This is a genomic window from Micromonospora nigra (assembly GCF_900091585.1).
GTDB classification, from domain to species: Bacteria; Actinomycetota; Actinomycetes; order Mycobacteriales; family Micromonosporaceae; genus Micromonospora; species Micromonospora nigra.
Genome location: NZ_FMHT01000003.1, coordinates 5499067 through 5518162 on the forward strand (window position 1 = coordinate 5499067; position 19096 = coordinate 5518162).

The window sequence follows — 19096 nt, forward strand, 5'->3', positions numbered from 1 at the left end:
GGCCGCGCGACCTTCGCGCGGCCGGTCAGCCGGCCCGGCTCGCCGCACCTCGCCCCACGGTGCTCTCGCGTACGACGAGCCGGTGCGGCGCGCGCAGTTCCCTGCCGGGCAGCGGCGTGCGACTGGCGATGCGCAGCAGCACGCGCTCGACAGCGGTCGTCGCGATCATCTCCTTGTCGGGGGAGATCGTGCTCACCGGCGGGTTGGAGTAGGCGCCGTCCTCGATGTCGTCGTAGCCGATCACGGCGACGTCCTCGGGCACCCGCAGGCCGCGTGCGGCGAGGACGTGCATCGCGCCCAGCGCGACGAGGTCGCTGTAGCAGAACACGGCGTCCGGCGGATCCGGCAGGTCGAGCAGGTGCCGCATCGCGCCTGCGCCGTCGACCCGGTTGAAGCGCGGGGTGGCGATGACGAGTTCCTCGTGCACGGTCACACCGCGGCGCTCGTGCGCCTCACAGAACCCGCGCGTGCGCAGTTGCGCCGCCTCTCCGGTGGGGTAGGGCTGGTCGCCGATCGCGGCGAGGCGCCTGCGGCCGAGGTCCAACAGGTGTTCGGTGGCCTGCCGGGACGCCGCGACGTCGTCGATACCGATGTGGTCGAACGTCCCCTGGCTGACGCGCTCGCCGAGAATCACCAGCGGGAGACTGGGGTCGTGGTCGGCCAGGGCCTGCTGGTCGAGGCCGAGCGGACTGAAGATGACGCCGTCGAAGAGCAGCCGGCTGCGACCGTGGCTGATGAGCATCCGCTCGTGGTCGGGGTCGCCGTCGGTCTGGTCGATGAGCACGTTGTACCCCTGCATCCGGGCGGCGCGGATGATGCCCTGGAGCAACTCCGAGAAGTACGGCGTGTCGAGATACGGCACGACGACGGCGATCTGCCCCGAGCGGCCCTGGGCGAGGTTGCGGGCCAGCACGTTGGGCCGGTAGCCGAGCTGCTCGACAGCCCGCATGACCCGGGCACGGGTGGGCTCGGTGACGTTCGCGTAGCCGTTGACCACGTTGGACACCGTCCGGCTGGAGACTCCGGCGAGCTGGGCGACCTCACGTAGGGTGACATCTCGCCGCATATCGGCCTCCTTCTCCGACGCCGAAGGCTGCCGCGAGTTTCCGGCGCGTTTCCTATTGCTGTCCATCGATGGGCCGGGCATGCTGTCTTTGCAGCGCTGCAAAGACGATACCAGGACGTGCCACGGGTGCCCCGGGTGCGGCGCGTGTCGGAGCCGACACGCCGTGCTCCGGCCGGTCGCGGTGTCCGGCACCGCGCCCCGGTCCTCGTGGCCCACCCATCGGCTGCGGAAGTGGCCGATCTCAGATGGAGGATTCACGTGAGGGTCAGAAGTTCCGGTCCAGGACGCAGGCCGCTGGCGGCGGCTCCGGGACGCAGGCCGCTGGCGGCGGCGGTGGCGGTCGTTGTCGCCCTGCTGCTGGCGGCGTGCAGTTCGGACGGCGGTGGCAGGCAGGACGGCCCGGTCACGATCAAAGTGTGGGCGTGGTACCCGGCCTTCCAGGGCGTGGTCGACCTGTTCAACCGCACCCACACCGACATCAGGATCGAGTGGACCAACGCGGGGACCGGCCAGGACCAGTACACCAAACTGCAGACCGCGCTGAAGGCCGGCAAGGGTGCGCCCGACGTGGTGATGCTCGAGTTCCAGGAGCTGCCGACCTTTCAACTCACCAAGCACCTCGTCGACCTGGGTGAGTACGGGGCCAACGACCTCAGAGGCAACTACGTCGACTGGGCCTGGAAGCAGGTCAGCAACGGCGATTCCGTCTATGCGATCCCGGTCGACGCCGGGCCGATGGCGATGCTGTACCGGCAGGACATCTTCGATCGGTTCGGGCTGAGCGTGCCGAAGACCTGGGCGGAGTTCAAGGAGCAGGCGCAGAAGCTGAAGGCCGCCGCCCCCGAGGTGTTCATGACCGACTTCGGGGCGAACGACGGTGGCTTCATGACCGGGCTGATGTGGCAGGCCGGCGCACGGCCGTTCGACTATGACGTGGCGAATCCACAGCTCATTGATGTGAACGTTAACAGTGATCCTGCGAAGAAAGTCATGGCGTATTGGGAAGACCTCGTCGACAGCGGTCTGGCCGACACCACCGCATATGGGACCACCGATTTCTACAACGGGTTGGGCAGCGGGAAGTACGCGACCTACCTGGCCGCGGGGTGGGGCCCCGGCTACCTGGCGAGCGTGGCGAAGACGACGGCCGGCAAGTGGCGCGCGGCACCGCTTCCCCAGTGGACGGCCGGTGAGAACGCCCAGGGTGACTGGGGCGGCTCGTCGTTCGCGGTGACCGACCAGACGAAGCACCCCGAGCAGGCCACCAGGGTCGCCATGGAACTCTTCGGAGCGAACAAGGACGCCTGGAAGATCGGCATCGACGAGGCGTTCCTGTTCCCGACCGCCACGCCGATCCTGGAGTGGGACTACTTCCGCACCAAGGAGTACGAGTTCTTCGGTGGGCAGAAGGTCAACGAGGTGTTCGTGCCGGCCTACAACGGCATCGAGGAGTTCGACTGGAGTCCGTTCAACAGCTACAGCTTCAACCAACTGACCACCGCCGTGGGGCAGGCGGTGGAGAAGCAGGCGTCCTGGCCGGACGCGCTCGACACCGTCCAGCGGAACATCACGGCGTACGCGTCGAACCAGGGCTTCAAGGTCTCCCAGTGACCAGGCCCGGACCTGTGCCCGCGGCTGCCACTGTGGTGGCCGCGGGACCCGTCCCGCCCGCCGGCGACCGGCGGTCCCGACGGCGTCGGTTCGACCAGCAGGCACGCGTCGGCTGGCTGTTCGTCGCGCCGTTCACGGTTCTGCTCGTCGTGTTCCTGCTGCTGCCGATGGCGTACGCGTTCAAGCTCAGCCTGTACCGCTCCACCCTGGTGGAGGGCGAGGTGTTCGCAGCGGCCGACAACTACCGCCAGGCACTCGGCGACCCCGAGTTCCGGTCGGGTGTGCTGCGGGTGCTCCTCTTCGGGCTCGTGCAGACGCCGGTGATGATCGGTGTCGCCCTCGTGCTGGCCCTGCTGGTCGACGGCGTCGGCTCACGCTTCGCGCGAACGCTGCGACTGGCGGCGTTCGTCCCGTACGCCGTGCCGGTCGTCATCGGCACGCTGATGTGGGGCTTCCTCTACAGCCGGAACACCGGGCCGTTCCGATTCGCCGGAATCGACTTCCTGGCCGGAGACACCGTCCTGGTCTCGCTGGGCAACCTCGTCACCTGGCAGTGGGCCGGCTACAACATGATCGTGCTGTACGCCGCGCTCCAGGGCGTGCCGAAGGAGGTGTACGAGTCCGCGAGGATCGACGGTGCGGGGGCGGTGCAGATCGCGCTGCGCATCAAGACACCGATGATCTCGGCGGCGCTGGTGCTGTGCACCGTCTTCACGATCGTCGGCACCCTCCAGTTCTTCACCGAGCCGCTCATCCTGCAACCCCTGAACCCCGGTGCGATCACCAACAGCTACACACCCAACGTCTACGCCTACAACCAGGCGTTCTCGTACCAGCAGTACAACTACTCGGCGGCGATCTCCTTCCTGCTCGGCGCGGTGGTCTTCGTCGGTGCGTACGCCTTCCTGTTCGCCACCCGCAAGAGGAGCGCACTGCGATGAGCAACCGGGCTGTCAGGGCCACCCGGCCGGCGCGGCGCAGCGGCGCCGTCGCCGCACACGCGGTCATGGCGCTGTTCGTCGCCTACTTCCTGCTGCCCTTCTGGTGGCTGCTCGTCGCGGCGACCAAGGACAACGACGGGCTGTTCAACTCGCACCCGCTGTGGTTCGCCGACCCGCACCTGGTCGGCAACCTCCGGCTGCTGTTCACCCAGGACGACGGCCTCTACCTGCGGTGGCTGGGCAACTCGGCCCTGTACGCCGTCGCCAGCGGCATCGGGGCGACCGCGATCGCCGCGCTGGCCGGGTACGCCTTCGCCAAACTGCGCTTTCCCGGCCGCAACGCGCTGTTCGCACTGCTGCTCGGCCTCATCATGGTGCCGGCGACGGCCCTCGTGCTGCCGACGTACCTGCTGATGGCCGAGGCCGGTCTCGTCGACTCGGTTTGGGCGGTGATCCTGCCCTCGTTGCTCAACCCGTTCGGCGTCTACCTGTTGCGGGTCTACGCCCACGACTCGGTGCCCGACGAGATGCTCGAGGCCGCCCGCATCGACGGCGCGGGCGAGTTCCGGGTGTTCCGCAGCGTCGCGCTGCCCGCCATGCGGCCGGCGTTGGTCACCGTCCTGCTGTTCACGATGGTGGCGACCTGGAACAACTTCTTCCTGCCCCTGGTGATGCTCAGCGACCAGAACCTCTACCCGCTCACCGTCGGCCTGCGGTCGTGGTACCTGTCGGCGACCATCGGCAACGGCGGTCCCGCCCTGTTCAACGTCATCGTCGTCGGCTCGCTGGTGGCGATCGTCCCACTGATCGCCGCGTTCCTGCTGCTACAGCGGTACTGGCGCGGCGGGCTGACTATCGGCGCCCTCAAGTGACCCGTCCATCGTGCCTGCGGGACCGCAGCACTCCACCACCGCGATAGGGACAGCAATGCACATCGCTCACGTGACGCTCGACCCCGCGGCCGTCGTGGCTCCGGTCAACCGTCGCACCTTCGGCACCTTCGTCGAGCACATGGGACGGTGCGTCTACACCGGCCTGTACGAGCCCGGCCACCCGTCCGCCGACGAGGACGGATTCCGCACCGACGTGCTGGCCCTGACCCGTGAACTCGGCGTCACGACGGTCCGTTACCCCGGTGGCAACTTCGTCTCCGGATACCGGTGGGAGGACGGCGTCGGCCCGAGGGAACGGCGTCCACGCCGCCGGGACCTCGCCTGGCGCAGCATCGAGACCAACGAGATCGGCATCGACGAGTTCGCGCGGTGGGCCGCCAAGGCCGACGTCGAGATCATGTACGCGGTGAACCTGGGCACCAGGGGCGTGCAGGAGGCCCTCGACGTCCACGAGTACGTCAACCACCCCGCCGGCACCCACCTGGCGGACCTGCGCCGGGCCAACGGCACCGACAAGCCACACGGCATCCGGATGTGGTGCCTGGGCAACGAACTCGACGGCCCGTGGCAGCTCGGGCACAAGAACGCCGACGCGTACGGGCAGCTCGCCGCCGCGACCGCCCGGGCGCTGCGCGCGGCCGAACCGGGCCTGGAACTGGTCGTCTGCGGCAGTTCCAGCTCCGCCATGCCGACGTTCGGCGCCTGGGAGGCCACCGTCCTGGAACACACCTACGACCTGGTGGACCACGTGTCGTGTCACGCCTACTACGAGGAACACGACGGTGACCTCGGCTCCTTCCTCGCCTGCGCCACCGACATGGACCACTTCGTCGACAGCGTGGTCGCCACCGCCGACAGCATCGGCGCCCGGCTGCGGAGCAAGAAGAAGATCCAGTTGTCCTTCGACGAGTGGAATGTCTGGTACCTCTCCCGGTTCCAGAACCAACCGCCCCACGACGAGTGGCGGGTCGCCCCACGGGTCATCGAGGACGAGTACAACGTCGCCGACGCCGTCGTCGTCGGCAACCTGCTCATCTCCCTGCTGCGCCACAGCGACCGGGTCACCGCGGCGTGTCAGGCCCAGTTGGTCAACGTGATCGCCCCGATCCGCACCGAACCGGGTGGGCCCGCCTGGCGGCAGACCATCTTCCATCCGTTCGCCCGTACGGCCGCGCTGGCCCGCGGGGACGTCCTGCGCACGGTGGTCGACGGCCCGGCGTACCGGACGGACCGCTACGGCGAGGCGTCGGTGGTCGACGCGGTCGCCACCCACGATGCGGCGACGGGCGACGTGGCGGTCTTCGTCGTCAACCGCGACCACCACCGACCGGTGGAGCTCACCATCGACCTGAGTCGCTTCGGTGCCGGTGCCGGTGCCCGGAGCGTGGAGGCCTCGACGCTGTACGACGACGACGTCCGCGCCACCAACACCGCGGCGCACCAGGATCGGGTGGTGTTACGACCTCACCGGCAGGTCACGGTGCACGCCGACGGCGCACAGGTGGTGCTGCCGCCGGTGTCGTGGACGGCCGTCCGGCTGTCCGTGGCTTCGGGCGGTCGACCCGAGGCCGGGAGCTGACCGACCGACCGCCGCCCGGCCCCGCCCGGGAACCTCGTCGGCGGCCCCGCCGGTAACAGCGGGGGCGCCGATCACCGCGGCTCCGCCGATCACCGCGGGGGCGACGTCCGGCACGCACCGACGGTGCCGGACTCGCCTTCGCGTCCGTCGACTGGCGCTCGCGGCCCTCGGGGACCTGCGTTGAGTGACTGCGCCGTGCCTCACCGCGCAATTCCGTCTTCACCCGTTCGCGCCCGTGTAGATCGATGTGGGCCTCTTCTTGACAAGCTCCGATGTTAACGCGAACACTTGCTGTTAACGCAGGTGTAACGCCGCTGCCGTGCTTGCCGGCAGGCGTTCGCCCCCGCGTGACGGCGCGACTGTGGCCGGTTCGGGCCACCGGCATGGGCGGCCGCTCGCGGCCCCGTGCATCGCTCGCCGGGGATCACGACTCGGCGCCCCGGCGGGCCGACCAATCAGAGGAGGGTTTCGATGGAGATGGATCGGGTGTCGCGGGTGGGTTCGCGATGGCGTGGGTGGCGGGCGTTGGTGGCGGGTGCGGTGGTGGTGGTGTTGGGGGTGTGGGGGTGGTGTTCGGGTTGCCGTCGGCGTCGGCGGCGACGGTGGACACGTCGGCGTCGTATGTGTTCGTGAATCGGCACAGTGGTAAGGCGATGGATTTGTATGACTGGTCGACGGCGGAGGGTGCGCCGGTGAACCAGTGGTCGCGTAATGATCTTGCGGTGCAGCAGTGGCAGTTTGTGGATGCTGGTGGTGGGTTCTACAAGGTGCGGTCGCGGCACAGTGGGAAGGTGTTGGAGTTGCCGAGTGCGGCCGACGGTACCCAGTTGGTGCAGTCGAGTGATCGGGGGTCGGGGACGCAGCAGTTCCGGTTGGAGGATTCTGCTGGTGGGTTCGTGCGGTTCGTGAACCGGGAGTCGGGCAAGGTCATCGATCTGTGGGAGTGGTCGACGGCTGACGGTGGTCGGTTGGCGGCGTACTCGAATGTCGACGGCGCGAACCAGCAGTGGCAGCTCGTCCGGCTCGGCGGCGGCACCCGCACGTTCACGAACCCGATCAAGCGCAACGGCCCCGACCCGTGGTTGCGGGTCCACAACGGCGTGTACTACCTGGCGACGACGACGTGGAACTCGACGATCACCATGCGTCGGTCCACCACCCTGGCCGGCTTGGCGACCGCCCAGGAGCAGGTGATCTTCAACCTGGCCGGGCGGCCGAACGGCTGCTGCAACATGTGGGCGCCGGAGTTCCACCTGATCGACGGCCCGAACGGACCGCGGTGGTACTTCTACTACACCGCGGGGCAGAACGTGTCCGACTTCAACCCCACCCAGCGACTGCACGTGCTGGAGAGCGCCGGCACCGACCCGATGGGCCCGTACACGTTCAAGGCGGACCTCGGCAACGACTGGCAACTCGACGCGAGCATCCTGACGGTCAACAACCGGCTCTACCTGATGGGTACGTACAACCCGGGTGGCAGCTACGGGCAGAGCCTGTTCATCACGCCGATGAGCAACCCGTGGACGCTCAGCGGCAACCGGGTTCGGTTGAGTTCCCCGACCCTGCCCTGGGAGCGGCAGACCCACCCGGTCAACGAGGGGCCGGAGCCGCTCTACCACAACGGGCGCACGATGATCGTCTACTCGGCGAGCGCCTGCTGGGGCCCGGACTACAAGCTCGGCCTGCTCACCTTCACCGGCAGCAACCCCCTCAACCCGGCGCACTGGACCAAGGCGCCGAACCCGGTCTTCCAGCGCAGTGACGCCAACAGCGTCTACGCACCGGGCCACAACGGGTTCTTCACCTCACCCGACGGCACCGAGGACTGGATCGTCTACCACGCCAACGACTCCGCCGGCGGCGGCTGCGACATGAACCGGTCCACCCGGGCGCAGAAGTTCACCTGGAACGCCGACGGTACCCCCAACTTCGGCACGCCCGCCCGACTCGGGGTGACCCTCACCGCCCCCTCGGGCGAATGAACCAGCCGTACCGCGTGGCCTCCACGCCCCCTCGAACCCACCGCAGACCCGCTGCATCGGGTCGGAAGTGAGTACATCGATGCTCTCTCGACGCACTCTGCTGGCCGGCGGAGCCTCCGCGGCGCTGGCCGCCGGCACCGGCATCCTGTTCCGCGGCACCGCGGCCCGGGCCGCCCCGACGTACGGCGGCTACGTCATGGGCTACTTCACCGAATCACCGTCCTCGGTGGCCGACAACTACGGTCTGCACCTGGCGATCAGCACCGACGGGCTGCACTGGACCCCGCTCAACCAGAACGGGCCGGTCGTCACCCCCACCGGCGGCACCGGCGGCCTGCGCGACCCGTTCATCATGCGCAAGCAGGACAACACCTTCGTCGTGCTCGCCACCGACCTCAAGGGCACCGACTTCACCCGGCAGAACCAGTACATCCACATCTGGGACTCGCCTGACCTGCGTAGCTTCACCGGCTACCGACGGGTGCGGATGCACACGATGCCGACCCACACCTGGGCACCGGAGGCGTTCTGGGACGCCTCGCGGGGCCAGTACGGGATCCTGTACTCCGCCAGGAACAACAACCGGGACGCCTTCTACGTCAACTACACCACCGACTTCCGTACGGTCAGCGCCCCCCAGCTCTACTTCGACCCGGGCTTCGACGTGCTGGACGCCACCATGCACGTCGGGAACGGGACGAACTACCTGTACTACAAGAGCTTCGCCGACGGCCGGCTCTACGGGGCCCGGTCCGGCAGTCTCGCCCCGCGGAGCTTCGACCGCGGCACGTACACCAGTGGCGTGGTCAACGGCGGCATCGAGGCCCCCATCGTGGTCAAGGCCAACGACCGCAACGAATGGTTCCTCTGGGGCGACTCGTTCGCCCCGAACAACGGCGAGCTCTACGTGTGGCGCAGCGGCGACATCAACAGCAACGGCTGGGCGCCACTCGGCAAGGAGCGGTTCACCCAGCCGCTCAACGCCAAGCACCCCACCATCGCACCGATCACCGCCGCCGAGCACGCCGCGATGCTGTCCCGGTGGGGGCACCGGCCTGGAACCGGATCAAGTCCTACAACTTCCCCGACCACCTGATCCGCCACGCCGACAACGCGGCGCGGATCGACCCCTACCCGTTCGATCCGTACGCCGACGCGCAGTGGCGGCTGCGGCCCGGCCTGGCGAGTTCCTCGGGTGTGTCGTTCGAGTCGGTCAACTACCCCGGCCACTACCTGCGCCACAGCAACTACGTGGTCGGCCTGGCCGCCAACGACGGCTCCTCCGGGTTCGCCGCCGACGCCACCTTCCATCGCACCGCCGGCCTCGCCGACGGCGGATGGACCTCGTTCCGCTCGCACAACTTTCCCGACCACTACCTCCGCCACGCCAACTACGTCCTGCGCATCGACCCGCTGAGCGCGTCGTCGAGCGCGGTGGACCGCGCGGACGCCACGTTCCACATCGGTTACTGAGCAGCACGCCGCGGGGCCGGTGATCGCAGCGGCCGACGACGTCGGGCACCGGCCCCGCGGTTCTCCGCTCGCTGCGAAACGACACGGGCCTCACCGCGACAGGTGGGTGAGGTTCGCCGGTGCAACACCGAACTGACGAAGGAGGGTTTCGATGGAGATGGATCGGGTGTCGCGGGTGGGTTCGCGATGGCGTGGGTGGCGGGCGTTGGTGGCGGGTGCGGTGGTGGTGGTGTTGGGGGTGTGGGGGTGGTGTTCGGGTTGCCGTCGGCGTCGGCGGCGACGGTGGACACGTCGGCGTCGTATGTGTTCGTGAATCGGCACAGTGGTAAGGCGATGGATTTGTATGACTGGTCGACGGCGGAGGGTGCGCCGGTGAACCAGTGGTCGCGTAATGATCTTGCGGTGCAGCAGTGGCAGTTTGTGGATGCTGGTGGTGGGTTCTACAAGGTGCGGTCGCGGCACAGTGGGAAGGTGTTGGAGTTGCCGAGTGCGGCCGACGGTACCCAGTTGGTGCAGTCGAGTGATCGGGGGTCGGGGACGCAGCAGTTCCGGTTGGAGGATTCTGCTGGTGGGTTCGTGCGGTTCGTGAACCGGGAGTCGGGCAAGGTCATCGATCTGTGGGAGTGGTCGACGGCTGACGGTGGTCGGTTGGCGGCGTACTCGAATGTCGACGGCGCGAACCAGCAGTGGCAGCTCGTCCGGCTCGGCGGCGGAACACCGACCACCGCCCCGCCGACCACCACCCCACCGACCGGCACCCCGCCGCCGGCCTACCCGCAGCCCGGCAGGGTCTCCGGGGACGTCCGCCTGCACGACCCGACCGTGGTCAAGCGACCCGACGGCACCTACCTCGTCGCGCACACCGGCGACAACGTCGCGTTGAAGACCTCCACCGACCGGATCACCTACCGCAACGCCGGCGCGGTCTTCCCCAACGGGGCGCCGTGGACCACCACGTACACCGACGGCGCGCGCAACCTGTGGGCACCGGACCTGTCCTACCACAACGGTCGCTACTACCTGTACTACTCGGCGTCGACCTTCGGCTCCAACCGCTCGGCGATCTTCCTGGCCACCAGCACCACCGGTGCCTCCGGAAGCTGGACCAACGAGGGTCTCGTCATCGAGTCCCGGACGTCGGACAACTACAACGCGATCGACCCGAACCTCGTCGTTGACGACCAGGGCCGATGGTGGCTGAGCTTCGGCTCCTTCTGGTCGGGGCTCAAGATGATCCAGATCGATCCGGCCACCGGTCGCCGGCTCGGCACGTCGATGCACAGTCTCGCCAACTACGGCCCTGGCATCGAGGCACCCGTCATCGTCAAGCGTGGCGCCTGGTACTACCTGTACGTCTCGTTCGACCGCTGCTGCCAGGGCGCCAGCAGCACGTACCGCATCATGGTGGGCCGGTCGACGAGCCCGACCGGGCCGTTCGTCGACCGCGCCGGCCGGGACATGCTCTCCGGTGGGGGCACGCAGGTCCTCGCCTCGCACGGCAGCATCCACGGCCCCGGTCACCAGGCGTTCCTCGCCGACAGTGACGGTGACCACCTGTTCTACCACTACTACGCCGACAACGGTGTGTCGCTGCTCGGCATCAACCGCATCGGCTACGACGCCGACGCCTGGCCCTACGTGTACTGATGCGGCCCTACGTGTACTGATGCAGATGGTCCCGGTGGGCACCGCAGGTGCCCGCCGGGACCATCGCCGCATGCGGCGGTTCTGGTGCTGGCGGGTCGCGACGCGGCCCTCCGGCCGGTGCCCGGTTCGCCGCGGGCCCCTTCGATCGGGCTGCGTTCGCGGCGAGCACATGCAGAGATGACGTGCCGCAACGCCGACCAGCATGATCGATTTGTCCGGACATGAGCGCGGCGGTGGGTGCCGGAACCGGTGCCCACGGCAGGTTTCGACACGCGCCCCGGACGATCCGATCATGAGGAGAGGGGTAGCGGCGTGTTGAACCCGAACGTGTACACCGACCTGGTCGCGGCCGGCGATGAGGTGGACGCCCTGGTGGCCGGCCTGGACCCGGAGGGCTGGCGCACGCCCACTCCCGCTCCGGGATGGACGGTGGCCCACCAGATCGCCCACCTCGCGGCGACCTTCCGGCTCGCGGCCCTCTCGGCGGCCAACCCGGAGCAGTTCGCGGCGGTGATGTCCCGGCTCGGTCCTGACTTCAACAACAACGTGGACGCCGCGCTGGCGGAGTTCCTGGCCGAGGAGCCGGACGTCCTGTTCAAGCGGTGGCAGGAGGAACGGTCGCGGGCCGAGCGGGCCCTGGCGGCCCACCCGGTCGGCGAGCCGGTGCCGTGGCTGGTGCGACCGCTGCCGGCCGGCATCCTCGCGGCAGCCGGCATGATGGAGTTGTTCGCGCACGGCCAGGACGTGGCCGACGCGCTCGGCGTCCGGAGGGTCCACACCGACCGGGTGGGCCACCTGGTGGCCTTCGCCGTGCGTACCTGGGACTTCGGCTACCTTGCCCGGGGCCTGGACGTGCCGGCGGCGGAGTTCCGGTTCGAGCTGACCGCGCCGTCCGGGCAGCGGTGGGAGTTCGGCCCGGCCGACGGCGAGCAGCGGGTCACCGGCCCGGCGGTGGACCTCTGCCTGCTCGTCACCCGCCGCCGGCACCGGGACGACCTGGCGCTGCGGGCGGAGGGTGACCTCGCGGACCGTTGGCTCGACATCGCCCAGGCGTACCGGGGCCCCGCCGGGCCGGGCCGGAGGCCGGGGCAGTTCGCGGAACGCGACGCCGCCGCCGCGTAGGACGTGCCGAAGTCCGGTGGCCCTGACCCGTGCGGGTCAGGGCCACCGGACTTTCGGTCGGTCATTCGGTCGGGTCCTTGTCGCCCGGCACCGCACCGAGGCGCTGGGTCACGACGTGTTCCTGGGCCATCCGCCGGAGAGCGGCGAACGCCGCGTCGAGCAGGACCGTACGCGCGACGGCCGCTGCGCGGTCGTCAGCGGCCGTCTCGGTGGGGAGCTGGTCCATCTCGTGTGCTGTCAGGCTCTCCGCGGCCTGCGCCAGGGGGAGGAAGAAGTCCACCCCTGAGTCACACCCGAGCCGCTTCATCGCGGCGAGAACCTCGGCGAGCCGGTTCCTGCCCGGTGTGCTCTCCCTGATCTGCCAGTTGAGATCTTCGAAGAACCGGTCGATCTCCGCGTGTGCCCGGGTCATCTCGCCGGTGGTGCGGTCCGCCGCCTCTTCGGGGAACAGCGCCCGGTTGACAACATCGTACAATTCGGGCCACGGCAGGTCGTCCTCGATGGCCTTGAGGAGTTCGCCGACCGCGGAGAGTTCGAGCTGGCCGATGTTGGTGAAGGCTCGGATGAGCCAGAGTTGTCGTCGGTGCGCCTCGCCGTACTGGGCCTGGTTGCGGCCGGTGGGTTCGCCTGGTGGCAGCAGACCCTCGCGCAGGTAGAACTTGATTGTGGCGACGGGTACGCCTGTCTGTCTACATAGGTCTGAGATGCGCATGTTCCCCCCAGGTGAACCGACCTAACCGCTCAAGACTTTCACGCCGGTGCATGACCGACGATCCGGCGACCGGGTGCTGTGGCGGGGCACCGCGGTCGTCCGGCCCTCACGGGGCTGCGTGGTGTGGGGCTGGCGGCGCTGCAGGCGAGGGCTCAGGCCGCCTTCGCGGGCCGGGGCATCCGGTTGACGATCGGCCCGGGCGTGGCGAGGGAATTCGTCGGTACGGGGTGCGACGAATCGGCGGCGACCCGGGCGAGTGCCTGCTGACGGCTGTCGAGCAATGCCAGCAGCACCGGCGGGTCGATCTGTCGGGTCGGCTGGAAGGTGAGGTCGACCCTGAGGTCGGTGTCGTAGCCGAACTCCAGTGGCCCCTCGCTGGCGACCAGGATCTGCCGGTCGGTCTCGCCGAGTTCCGTGGCGGGCCCGTCCGGCTCCGCGGCGGACTGCGACAGCAGGTGCCAGGTGCCCGGCGGCACCGCCTCGAAGCTGTACGGGCCGGGCCCGGTCAGGACGGTGCAGCGCACCGGACGGCCCTCGGGGATCCGGTTGGCGAACAGGCCCAGGAAGACGGCACCAGGGGTGGGGCCCACGGGCATCCGCATCTCCCCGTGCACGCGGGACGTGGACGGCTGTCCCTGCTGAAGCCCGGAGTCGATGGGAATCTGCGCCGCGAAACCCGCGCGGCGGCGGTAGGTCGTCGGCGACATGCCGATGCTCCTGGTGAAGCGGGTGCTGAAGGTGCCGACGCTGTTGTAGCCCACCTGGAGGCTGATGTCGGCGACGTTGAGGGACGTGGAGACCAGCAGGTGCTTGGCCCGTTGCAGGCGGAGGGCCGACAGGAACCGGCCAGGGGAGACCCCGGTGGCACGCTGGAAGATGCGGGTGAAGTGGAACTTGCTGAACATGGCGGCTCGTGCCATGTCGTCCACTGTGAGTTGTTCGTCCAGTTTTTCGCGCATGGTGGCGATCGCTCGGTTGACGGCATGTTCGATCGACTGCTCCATGTTACCTCCCATCGACCCGGATGTCGGACGGGTTGAATTGCGGCGGGGTGGCGACGGGCGTCCTACTGTAAAGGTTATACAAAGGTGTCGTCCGCGGTTATCGGCCCAGCAATCGCAGACATGTGGGCGACAATTCCACTGAGGCTCCCGCTAACTTTCGTCCGAAGGATTGTCTCTGCCTCGGAGTCGAGGTTAGTCGAACGTAGACCCGTTGACAATACTGTGTGAACGGGCTTCCCACGCTTCGCAACTTTGAAGAGGGGAGGACCCCTTGATCAGCGTCTTAACCTTCACTTAAGCGGTATTGCTTACCGACCGTATGCGGATAGCCGTACGATCTACTTTCCACTTCCGAGGTTGAAGCATAGGGGTCAGTCCGCCATGCGGAAGCGTGGTCGAAAGTAGCGATAAGGTGGGCTATTTCCGGCTTAACGCTGTCGGCCTGGCTGTACCGACGTCTTGATCGATCGGGTGGCCCGTCGGGCGTGGGAATGCGGTCGCTTGCGGGTCGCCCGCCGAGGTAGGTTATCGCCTTTAATGGCAGAACTGAAGAGTGCATAGACTATTGACGGCAATAAGATCTTTCGCAGTTATGTCGGAACCTGTTGCCTGTCTGCTGGTATATCGGGGGTCGCGGGACGTGACCGATGCGAGTCATGGCCCCTGCGACGTCGTACGCCGCGGAACGGGCCGCCGCTACGCCCGGTCAACTGCCGGGGCGGGCGAGGTCGGTAGCTTGATTGACCGCGATCGCTGGCAGCAGGAATCCTGCCGTCCGGCCTCTGCCCACCCGTGGAGGCCGCCGGCTGTGCTACCGGCTCGCCTGGTCGCCGGACGGGGTGGTCGGGCCCGGCCCGCTGGTCGCGTCCGCCGACCCCGTGCCGGGACGCGGTGCCGGGCCGGCGGTGGCCCCGGTGCCCACCCGCCGCGCGGCGGTGAGGCTGGCCCAGGCGGTCGCCTCGACCAGCTCGCGGTCGCCGAAGCCGTCGGTGCGGGCCGCGGCCACGACAGCGTCGGTCACGCGGTACGAGGCCACGGCCGTCAGCAGGGCGAGCCGTCCCACCGCGTGGTCGGCGGCGGGCAGGCGGGCCAGGGCCACGTCGACCCACCGGCCGTCCAGCGTGGACTCCGGCGGGCCGGCCACCAGCTCGGTGACCAGAGCCCGGACCGGGGCCGGCACCACCCGACGCCCGGCCGTCTCGATCGAGGCGGTGGCTCGCGCCATCGCCCCGGCGACGTGGGGCGAGCCGGCCGCCCACGCCAGGTCGGCCGGGACCGCCGCGTCCGGCAGCAGCCGCGCCGACCGGCCCGGCAGCAGGGCCCGCCGGGCCAATCGACCCATAGCCCACGCGGCGGCCCCCGTGGCCGTGCTGCGGGCCCGTCCGGTCAACGGCGGCAGCGGCGAGTCCCTTAGGAAGACATTGACCATCCGGTTGATGTAGTGGAAGGTCACGGCCACGCCGGTCAGTTCGGCGGTGTGTGCCGGCGGGAACGGGGGCGCGTGGCCGGGCCCGCCGTCGGGGTGCCCGGCCGGGGCGGTCGCCCATCCGGCGAGCGCCCGCAGCCGTGGTTCGGCGATGTCGGCCAGACGCCCCTCGGCGAGCGCGGTGGCGTCCGTGCCGGGACGCAGGCCACGTAGCGCCGCCCCGTGCACGTCCACGCAGTACGGGCAGGTGTTGATCCGCGACACCGCGGTCGCCACCGCCTCCTTGTCGGCGCGGGGAGCGACCCCGTCGGCGAGGGTCGTCTCCCGCAGCATGCACCACACCGCCGCCAGCACCTCGGGAGCCGGGGCGTGCAGGGCCACCGGCGGGGCGAGCATGCCGAAATCCGCCTCGACCTGTGTGTACACGGCGGCCACCAGGCCGGTCGCCGTTCGTGCGGCGACCGGCGCCAGGTGCCGGACGTGGGTCTGCGAGGGGCGGCGCAGCGCCCGCCTGATCAGGTCCACCGGTGCTCCCGTCCGGGTTCGCAGGGCCGGGCGGCGGTCAGGCCCGGGGCATGACGGCCCGCCGACCCGCCGTCTCCCCGTCGGGCGACGGCGCCCCGTACCGTACATCGACGCCGCGGTCCCGGGCGGCCTGCACGATCCCGGGTATCGCGCGCTCAGCCAGCGCCGCGATGGTCGACGCGGGGTTGACCGTCAGCGCGCCGGGCACGGCGGATCCGTCGGTGACGAAGATGCCCGGGTGCCCACGCAGCTCGTGCCGGTCGTCGAGCGCCGACGTGGCCGGGTCGTCGCCGATGCGGCACGACGCCAGCGGGTGCACCGTGTACGCGCCGACGAGGTCGTTGGTCCAGGGCCGGACCGTCGCGAGGCCGTCGCGTTCCAGGATGTCCTTGATGTCGGCGTCGGCGAGGTCCCAACCGCGCCGGGTGTTCGCGGTGGGCCGGTAGCGCAACGGGCCGTGGCCCAGCATCTGCTGGGAGAACCGGGCGGCGTTGCCGGTCTCCGGCGGAGGACCGAACACGCCCTCGTTGTCGTCCTCGGACATGATGAAGATGGTGAGCCACGACTGCCAGCGGCGCAGCATCTCCTTCTTGCCGACCCCGAACCAGGCGGGGTCGTCGGCGCCGGGCACCTGCGCGAGGATCGTGCCGAGGCCCGGGGGGAAGTACAGCTGCTCCAGCGAGTACCGCTCGTACTCGGGCAGGGTGCCGTCGAGGCGGTCCCAGCTGGCCACGGTCGGTCCCCGCCCGATCTGGTACGCGCCGTAGGCCGACCCGTCGGGCCGGCTGAGGCCGAGCACGTCGCGGACCCGGTCCTCATCGAACACCGCCGTGTTGAGCCGTTCCCCGTTGCCGGAGAAGTAGCGGCCCACGGCGTGCGGCATCGCGCCCAGCGTGGCGGCGGAACGTTGCAGGATCACCGGGGTGGCGCCGGCACCGGCCGCGACGATGACGATCCGGGCGTCGATGGTTCCGCTGTCGTGCAGGATGCGGTAGTCCTCGGCGTCGACGACCCGGTAGTGCACCCGGTAGCCGCCGTCGGCGGTGCGGGAGATGCTCTGCACCTCGTGCAGCGGGCGGATCTCCGCGCCGTGGGCCAGCGCCGCCGGGAGGTAGTTCAACAGCAACGAGCGCTTGGCGTCGAACCGGCAGCCGGCCATCATCCAGTTGCAGTTGGTGCACTGGGCCACGTCGATCGCCGAGGGCGCCGCGTTGGCGGTGCGGCCGGCGTGCCGGCAGGCCGCCGCGAACAGACCCCCGGCGTACGGGACGGTGTCCCAATCGGTGCGGGTGATGGGCAGCGCCTCGGCAACCCGGTCGTACCAGGGTTCCAGGGTGTCCCGGCTGATGGCGGCGGGCCACATCCGCCGACCGATGCTGCCGTGGCGCTCGAAGACGAAGCGTGGGGCGCGGGGCATGGTGGCGAAGTAGACGACGCTGCCGCCGCCGACGCAGTTGCCGCCGAGCACGCTCATGCCGTCACCCACGGTGAAGTCGAAGACCCGGGTGTACGACGAGCCGAGCAGGAAGTTGTGCTCGAACTCGTCGCTGCGCAGCCAGGGCCCCCGTTCCAGGACGGTGACCTTCGCGCCGCCGGCGGCCAGGTGGTAGGCGGGAATGGCACCGCCGAAGCCGCTGCCGATGATCAGGACGTCGGTGGTCTCGGTGGCGCTCATGCCGGGCTCCCGGTGCTCGTGGTGTCGGGGTGCGGCTCGGCCAACTGCCGCCCGTAGGAGTACGGGGCGAAGCGCCAGAGCTGGTCGCTGTCGGGCTGGGCGTAGCCGATGGCCAGCAGTCCGGGGTGCCCGGCGGCCAGGGCGTCGATGGTGTCGAGGTGCGCGGCGCTGTCGTAGGCCATGTTGCTGAACAGCGCGAGCCCCACCCACATGTCCTTCTCCGGGTGCCCGGGGCGGGTCAGCAGGTCGACCAGCGCGGCCCGGTGCGCGAACGGCAGGGCCACGAAGGGCGGCACGTCGTCGGCGAGGCGTACGCCGTGCTCGGCGGCGTATCCCGCGGCATGCTCGTTGAGGGCGACCACCATCGACTCCAGTGCCGGAGCGAGCCCTCCGGCGGGGTGTTCGATGAGCTCGACCGCCCCGGCGGCGACGGCGCCGCCACCGGGGGCGGCCCCGGCGACCGAGCGGTCGCCGGGGAAACGCTTCTCGCCGGGAATGATGGTGTCGGCGAATGCTTCGAGTACGAGCGTGCGCTCAGTTTCCGCCGCATTTCTTTCGGGGTGCACCGCATCGCCTCCTGATAGTGCGGAAAACGGTACGCCGGGCACGGGCTGCACCGCGTCCGGGATCGGGGACCAATGGATGGGGTAAAGCGTTGTCCATCGTGGTCGGGGGGTGTGTTCGGTCGCATCTCCGTCAGTGCCGTCGTCGTCCGGCACCGCCGCCGGGGCCGCTCCGGGCGATATCGAGCACCTTCAGAGGCGTGTCGGACGGATCCGGCTTGGCAGGGTGACCGTGGAGTTACCTCGGACCTCCACCGGACGTCCCGAGGCAGGGCAGAGGAGGACAGATGGATGTCAACGTCTCGCGGCAGGAGCCCGTGGGCCTCGTCGGGCGGCTCAACGGTCGCCACCACCGCACCGGGCTCAACCTGTTCCTGGTGATCGTCGTGGCCCACTGGGCCGAACACCTGACCCAGGCCTACCAGATCTGGGTGTTGGGCTGGCCGGTCAAGCAGTCCCGCGGCGTGCTCGGCCAGTTCTACCCGTGGCTGGTCAGCTCCGAGTGGCTGCACTACGGCTACGCGCTGGTCATGCTGGTCGGCCTGTGGCTGCTGCGATCGGGTTTCACCGGTCGCTCGCGAGCCTGGTGGCTGGTCGCCTTCGGCATCCAGTTCTTCCACCACGTGGAGCACCTGCTGCTGTTCGTGCAGGCCCAGGCGGGGGTCGTGTTCTTCGGCCAGGCGGTGCCGACGAGCCTGGTGCAACTGGTGGCGCCCCGGGTCGAGCTGCACCTGTTCTACAACACGGCGGTCTTCCTGCCGATGATCGTGGCGATGGTGCTGCACCTGCGTCCGAACAGCACCGAGGCGGAGCAGGCGACCTGCACCTGCGCGCCCCGGCCGGTGCTCGCCGTCGCCGGCCGGTCGTGACGGTC

General features: G+C 69.5%; 16 protein-coding genes. 10 read left to right on the top strand and 6 right to left on the bottom strand.

The features are described 5' to 3' along the window. Positions 1 to 25: 25 nt before the first annotated feature. Positions 26 to 1066: a LacI family DNA-binding transcriptional regulator gene (locus GA0070616_RS24220; RefSeq protein WP_091087778.1), complete on the bottom strand. Its 1041-nt coding sequence runs from the start codon at positions 1064 to 1066 to the stop codon at positions 26 to 28. A gap of 258 nt (positions 1067 to 1324) precedes the next feature. Here GA0070616_RS24220 and GA0070616_RS24225 point away from each other — a divergent pair, with 258 nt between their 5' ends. From GA0070616_RS24225 to GA0070616_RS24260, 9 genes are all read left to right on the top strand, one after another. Next, positions 1325 to 2677 (top strand): ABC transporter substrate-binding protein, encoded by a 1353-nt coding sequence (locus tag GA0070616_RS24225; RefSeq protein ID WP_175440192.1) that lies wholly within the window; start codon positions 1325 to 1327, stop codon positions 2675 to 2677. Between the two features lie 35 nt (positions 2678 to 2712). Then, entirely contained in the window at positions 2713 to 3618 is a 906-nt protein-coding gene (locus GA0070616_RS24230) for a carbohydrate ABC transporter permease (protein WP_245712876.1), read from the top strand. Next, positions 3615 to 4490 (top strand): carbohydrate ABC transporter permease, encoded by an 876-nt coding sequence (locus GA0070616_RS24235; protein ID WP_091087786.1) that lies wholly within the window; start codon positions 3615 to 3617, stop codon positions 4488 to 4490. The genes GA0070616_RS24230 and GA0070616_RS24235 overlap by 4 nt, the downstream gene beginning before the upstream one ends. A 55-nt stretch (positions 4491 to 4545) precedes the next feature. Then, positions 4546 to 6090, top strand: coding sequence for an arabinosylfuranosidase ArfA (arfA, locus tag GA0070616_RS24240; protein WP_091087788.1), 1545 nt, complete (start codon positions 4546 to 4548; stop codon positions 6088 to 6090). Positions 6091 to 6743: 653 nt separating this feature from the next. Beyond that, complete coding sequence (locus GA0070616_RS24245; protein WP_425412970.1) at positions 6744 to 8075, top strand: family 43 glycosylhydrolase; 1332 nt, start codon at positions 6744 to 6746, stop codon at positions 8073 to 8075. Positions 8076 to 8154: 79 nt separating this feature from the next. Continuing rightward, entirely contained in the window at positions 8155 to 9171 is a 1017-nt protein-coding gene (locus GA0070616_RS24250; RefSeq protein ID WP_245712877.1) for a glycoside hydrolase family 43 protein, read from the top strand. After that, positions 9117 to 9548, top strand: a complete 432-nt coding sequence (locus tag GA0070616_RS29020) for an AbfB domain-containing protein (protein ID WP_245712878.1) — start codon at positions 9117 to 9119, stop codon at positions 9546 to 9548. Before GA0070616_RS24250 ends, GA0070616_RS29020 begins: the two co-directional genes overlap by 55 nt. Before the next feature lie 333 nt (positions 9549 to 9881). After that, a complete protein-coding gene (locus GA0070616_RS24255) occupies positions 9882 to 11195 on the top strand; it encodes a family 43 glycosylhydrolase (RefSeq protein ID WP_245712879.1) in 1314 nt (437 codons plus the stop codon). Positions 11196 to 11507: 312 nt separating this feature from the next. Beyond that, positions 11508 to 12317 carry a TIGR03084 family metal-binding protein gene (locus GA0070616_RS24260; protein ID WP_091087796.1) on the top strand — a complete coding sequence of 270 codons (810 nt, stop codon included), beginning with the start codon at positions 11508 to 11510 and terminating at the stop codon, positions 12315 to 12317. Positions 12318 to 12378: 61 nt separating this feature from the next. On the opposite strand, the gene GA0070616_RS24265 is transcribed toward GA0070616_RS24260, so the two are convergent. From GA0070616_RS24265 to GA0070616_RS24285, 5 genes are all read right to left on the bottom strand, one after another. Continuing rightward, a complete protein-coding gene (locus GA0070616_RS24265; protein ID WP_091087798.1) occupies positions 12379 to 13029 on the bottom strand; it encodes a MerR family transcriptional regulator in 651 nt (216 codons plus the stop codon). Between the two features lie 152 nt (positions 13030 to 13181). Continuing rightward, positions 13182 to 14033 (bottom strand): helix-turn-helix domain-containing protein, encoded by an 852-nt coding sequence (locus tag GA0070616_RS24270; protein WP_091087801.1) that lies wholly within the window; start codon positions 14031 to 14033, stop codon positions 13182 to 13184. 811 nt (positions 14034 to 14844) lie between these two features. Next, positions 14845 to 15984 carry a carboxymuconolactone decarboxylase family protein gene (locus GA0070616_RS24275; RefSeq protein WP_245712880.1) on the bottom strand — a complete coding sequence of 380 codons (1140 nt, stop codon included), beginning with the start codon at positions 15982 to 15984 and terminating at the stop codon, positions 14845 to 14847. Between the two features lie 37 nt (positions 15985 to 16021). Continuing rightward, positions 16022 to 17659 carry a GMC family oxidoreductase N-terminal domain-containing protein gene (locus GA0070616_RS24280; protein WP_091087810.1) on the bottom strand — a complete coding sequence of 546 codons (1638 nt, stop codon included), beginning with the start codon at positions 17657 to 17659 and terminating at the stop codon, positions 16022 to 16024. Then, positions 17656 to 18225: a DUF5987 family protein gene (locus tag GA0070616_RS24285; RefSeq protein ID WP_091087814.1), complete on the bottom strand. Its 570-nt coding sequence runs from the start codon at positions 18223 to 18225 to the stop codon at positions 17656 to 17658. The genes GA0070616_RS24280 and GA0070616_RS24285 overlap by 4 nt, the downstream gene beginning before the upstream one ends. A 284-nt stretch (positions 18226 to 18509) precedes the next feature. On the opposite strand from GA0070616_RS24285, the gene GA0070616_RS24290 reads away from it, so the two are divergent. Continuing rightward, on the top strand, positions 18510 to 19091 hold the full coding sequence (locus tag GA0070616_RS24290; protein WP_091087817.1) for a hypothetical protein: 582 nt from the start codon (positions 18510 to 18512) through the stop codon (positions 19089 to 19091). Positions 19092 to 19096: the final 5 nt, after the last annotated feature.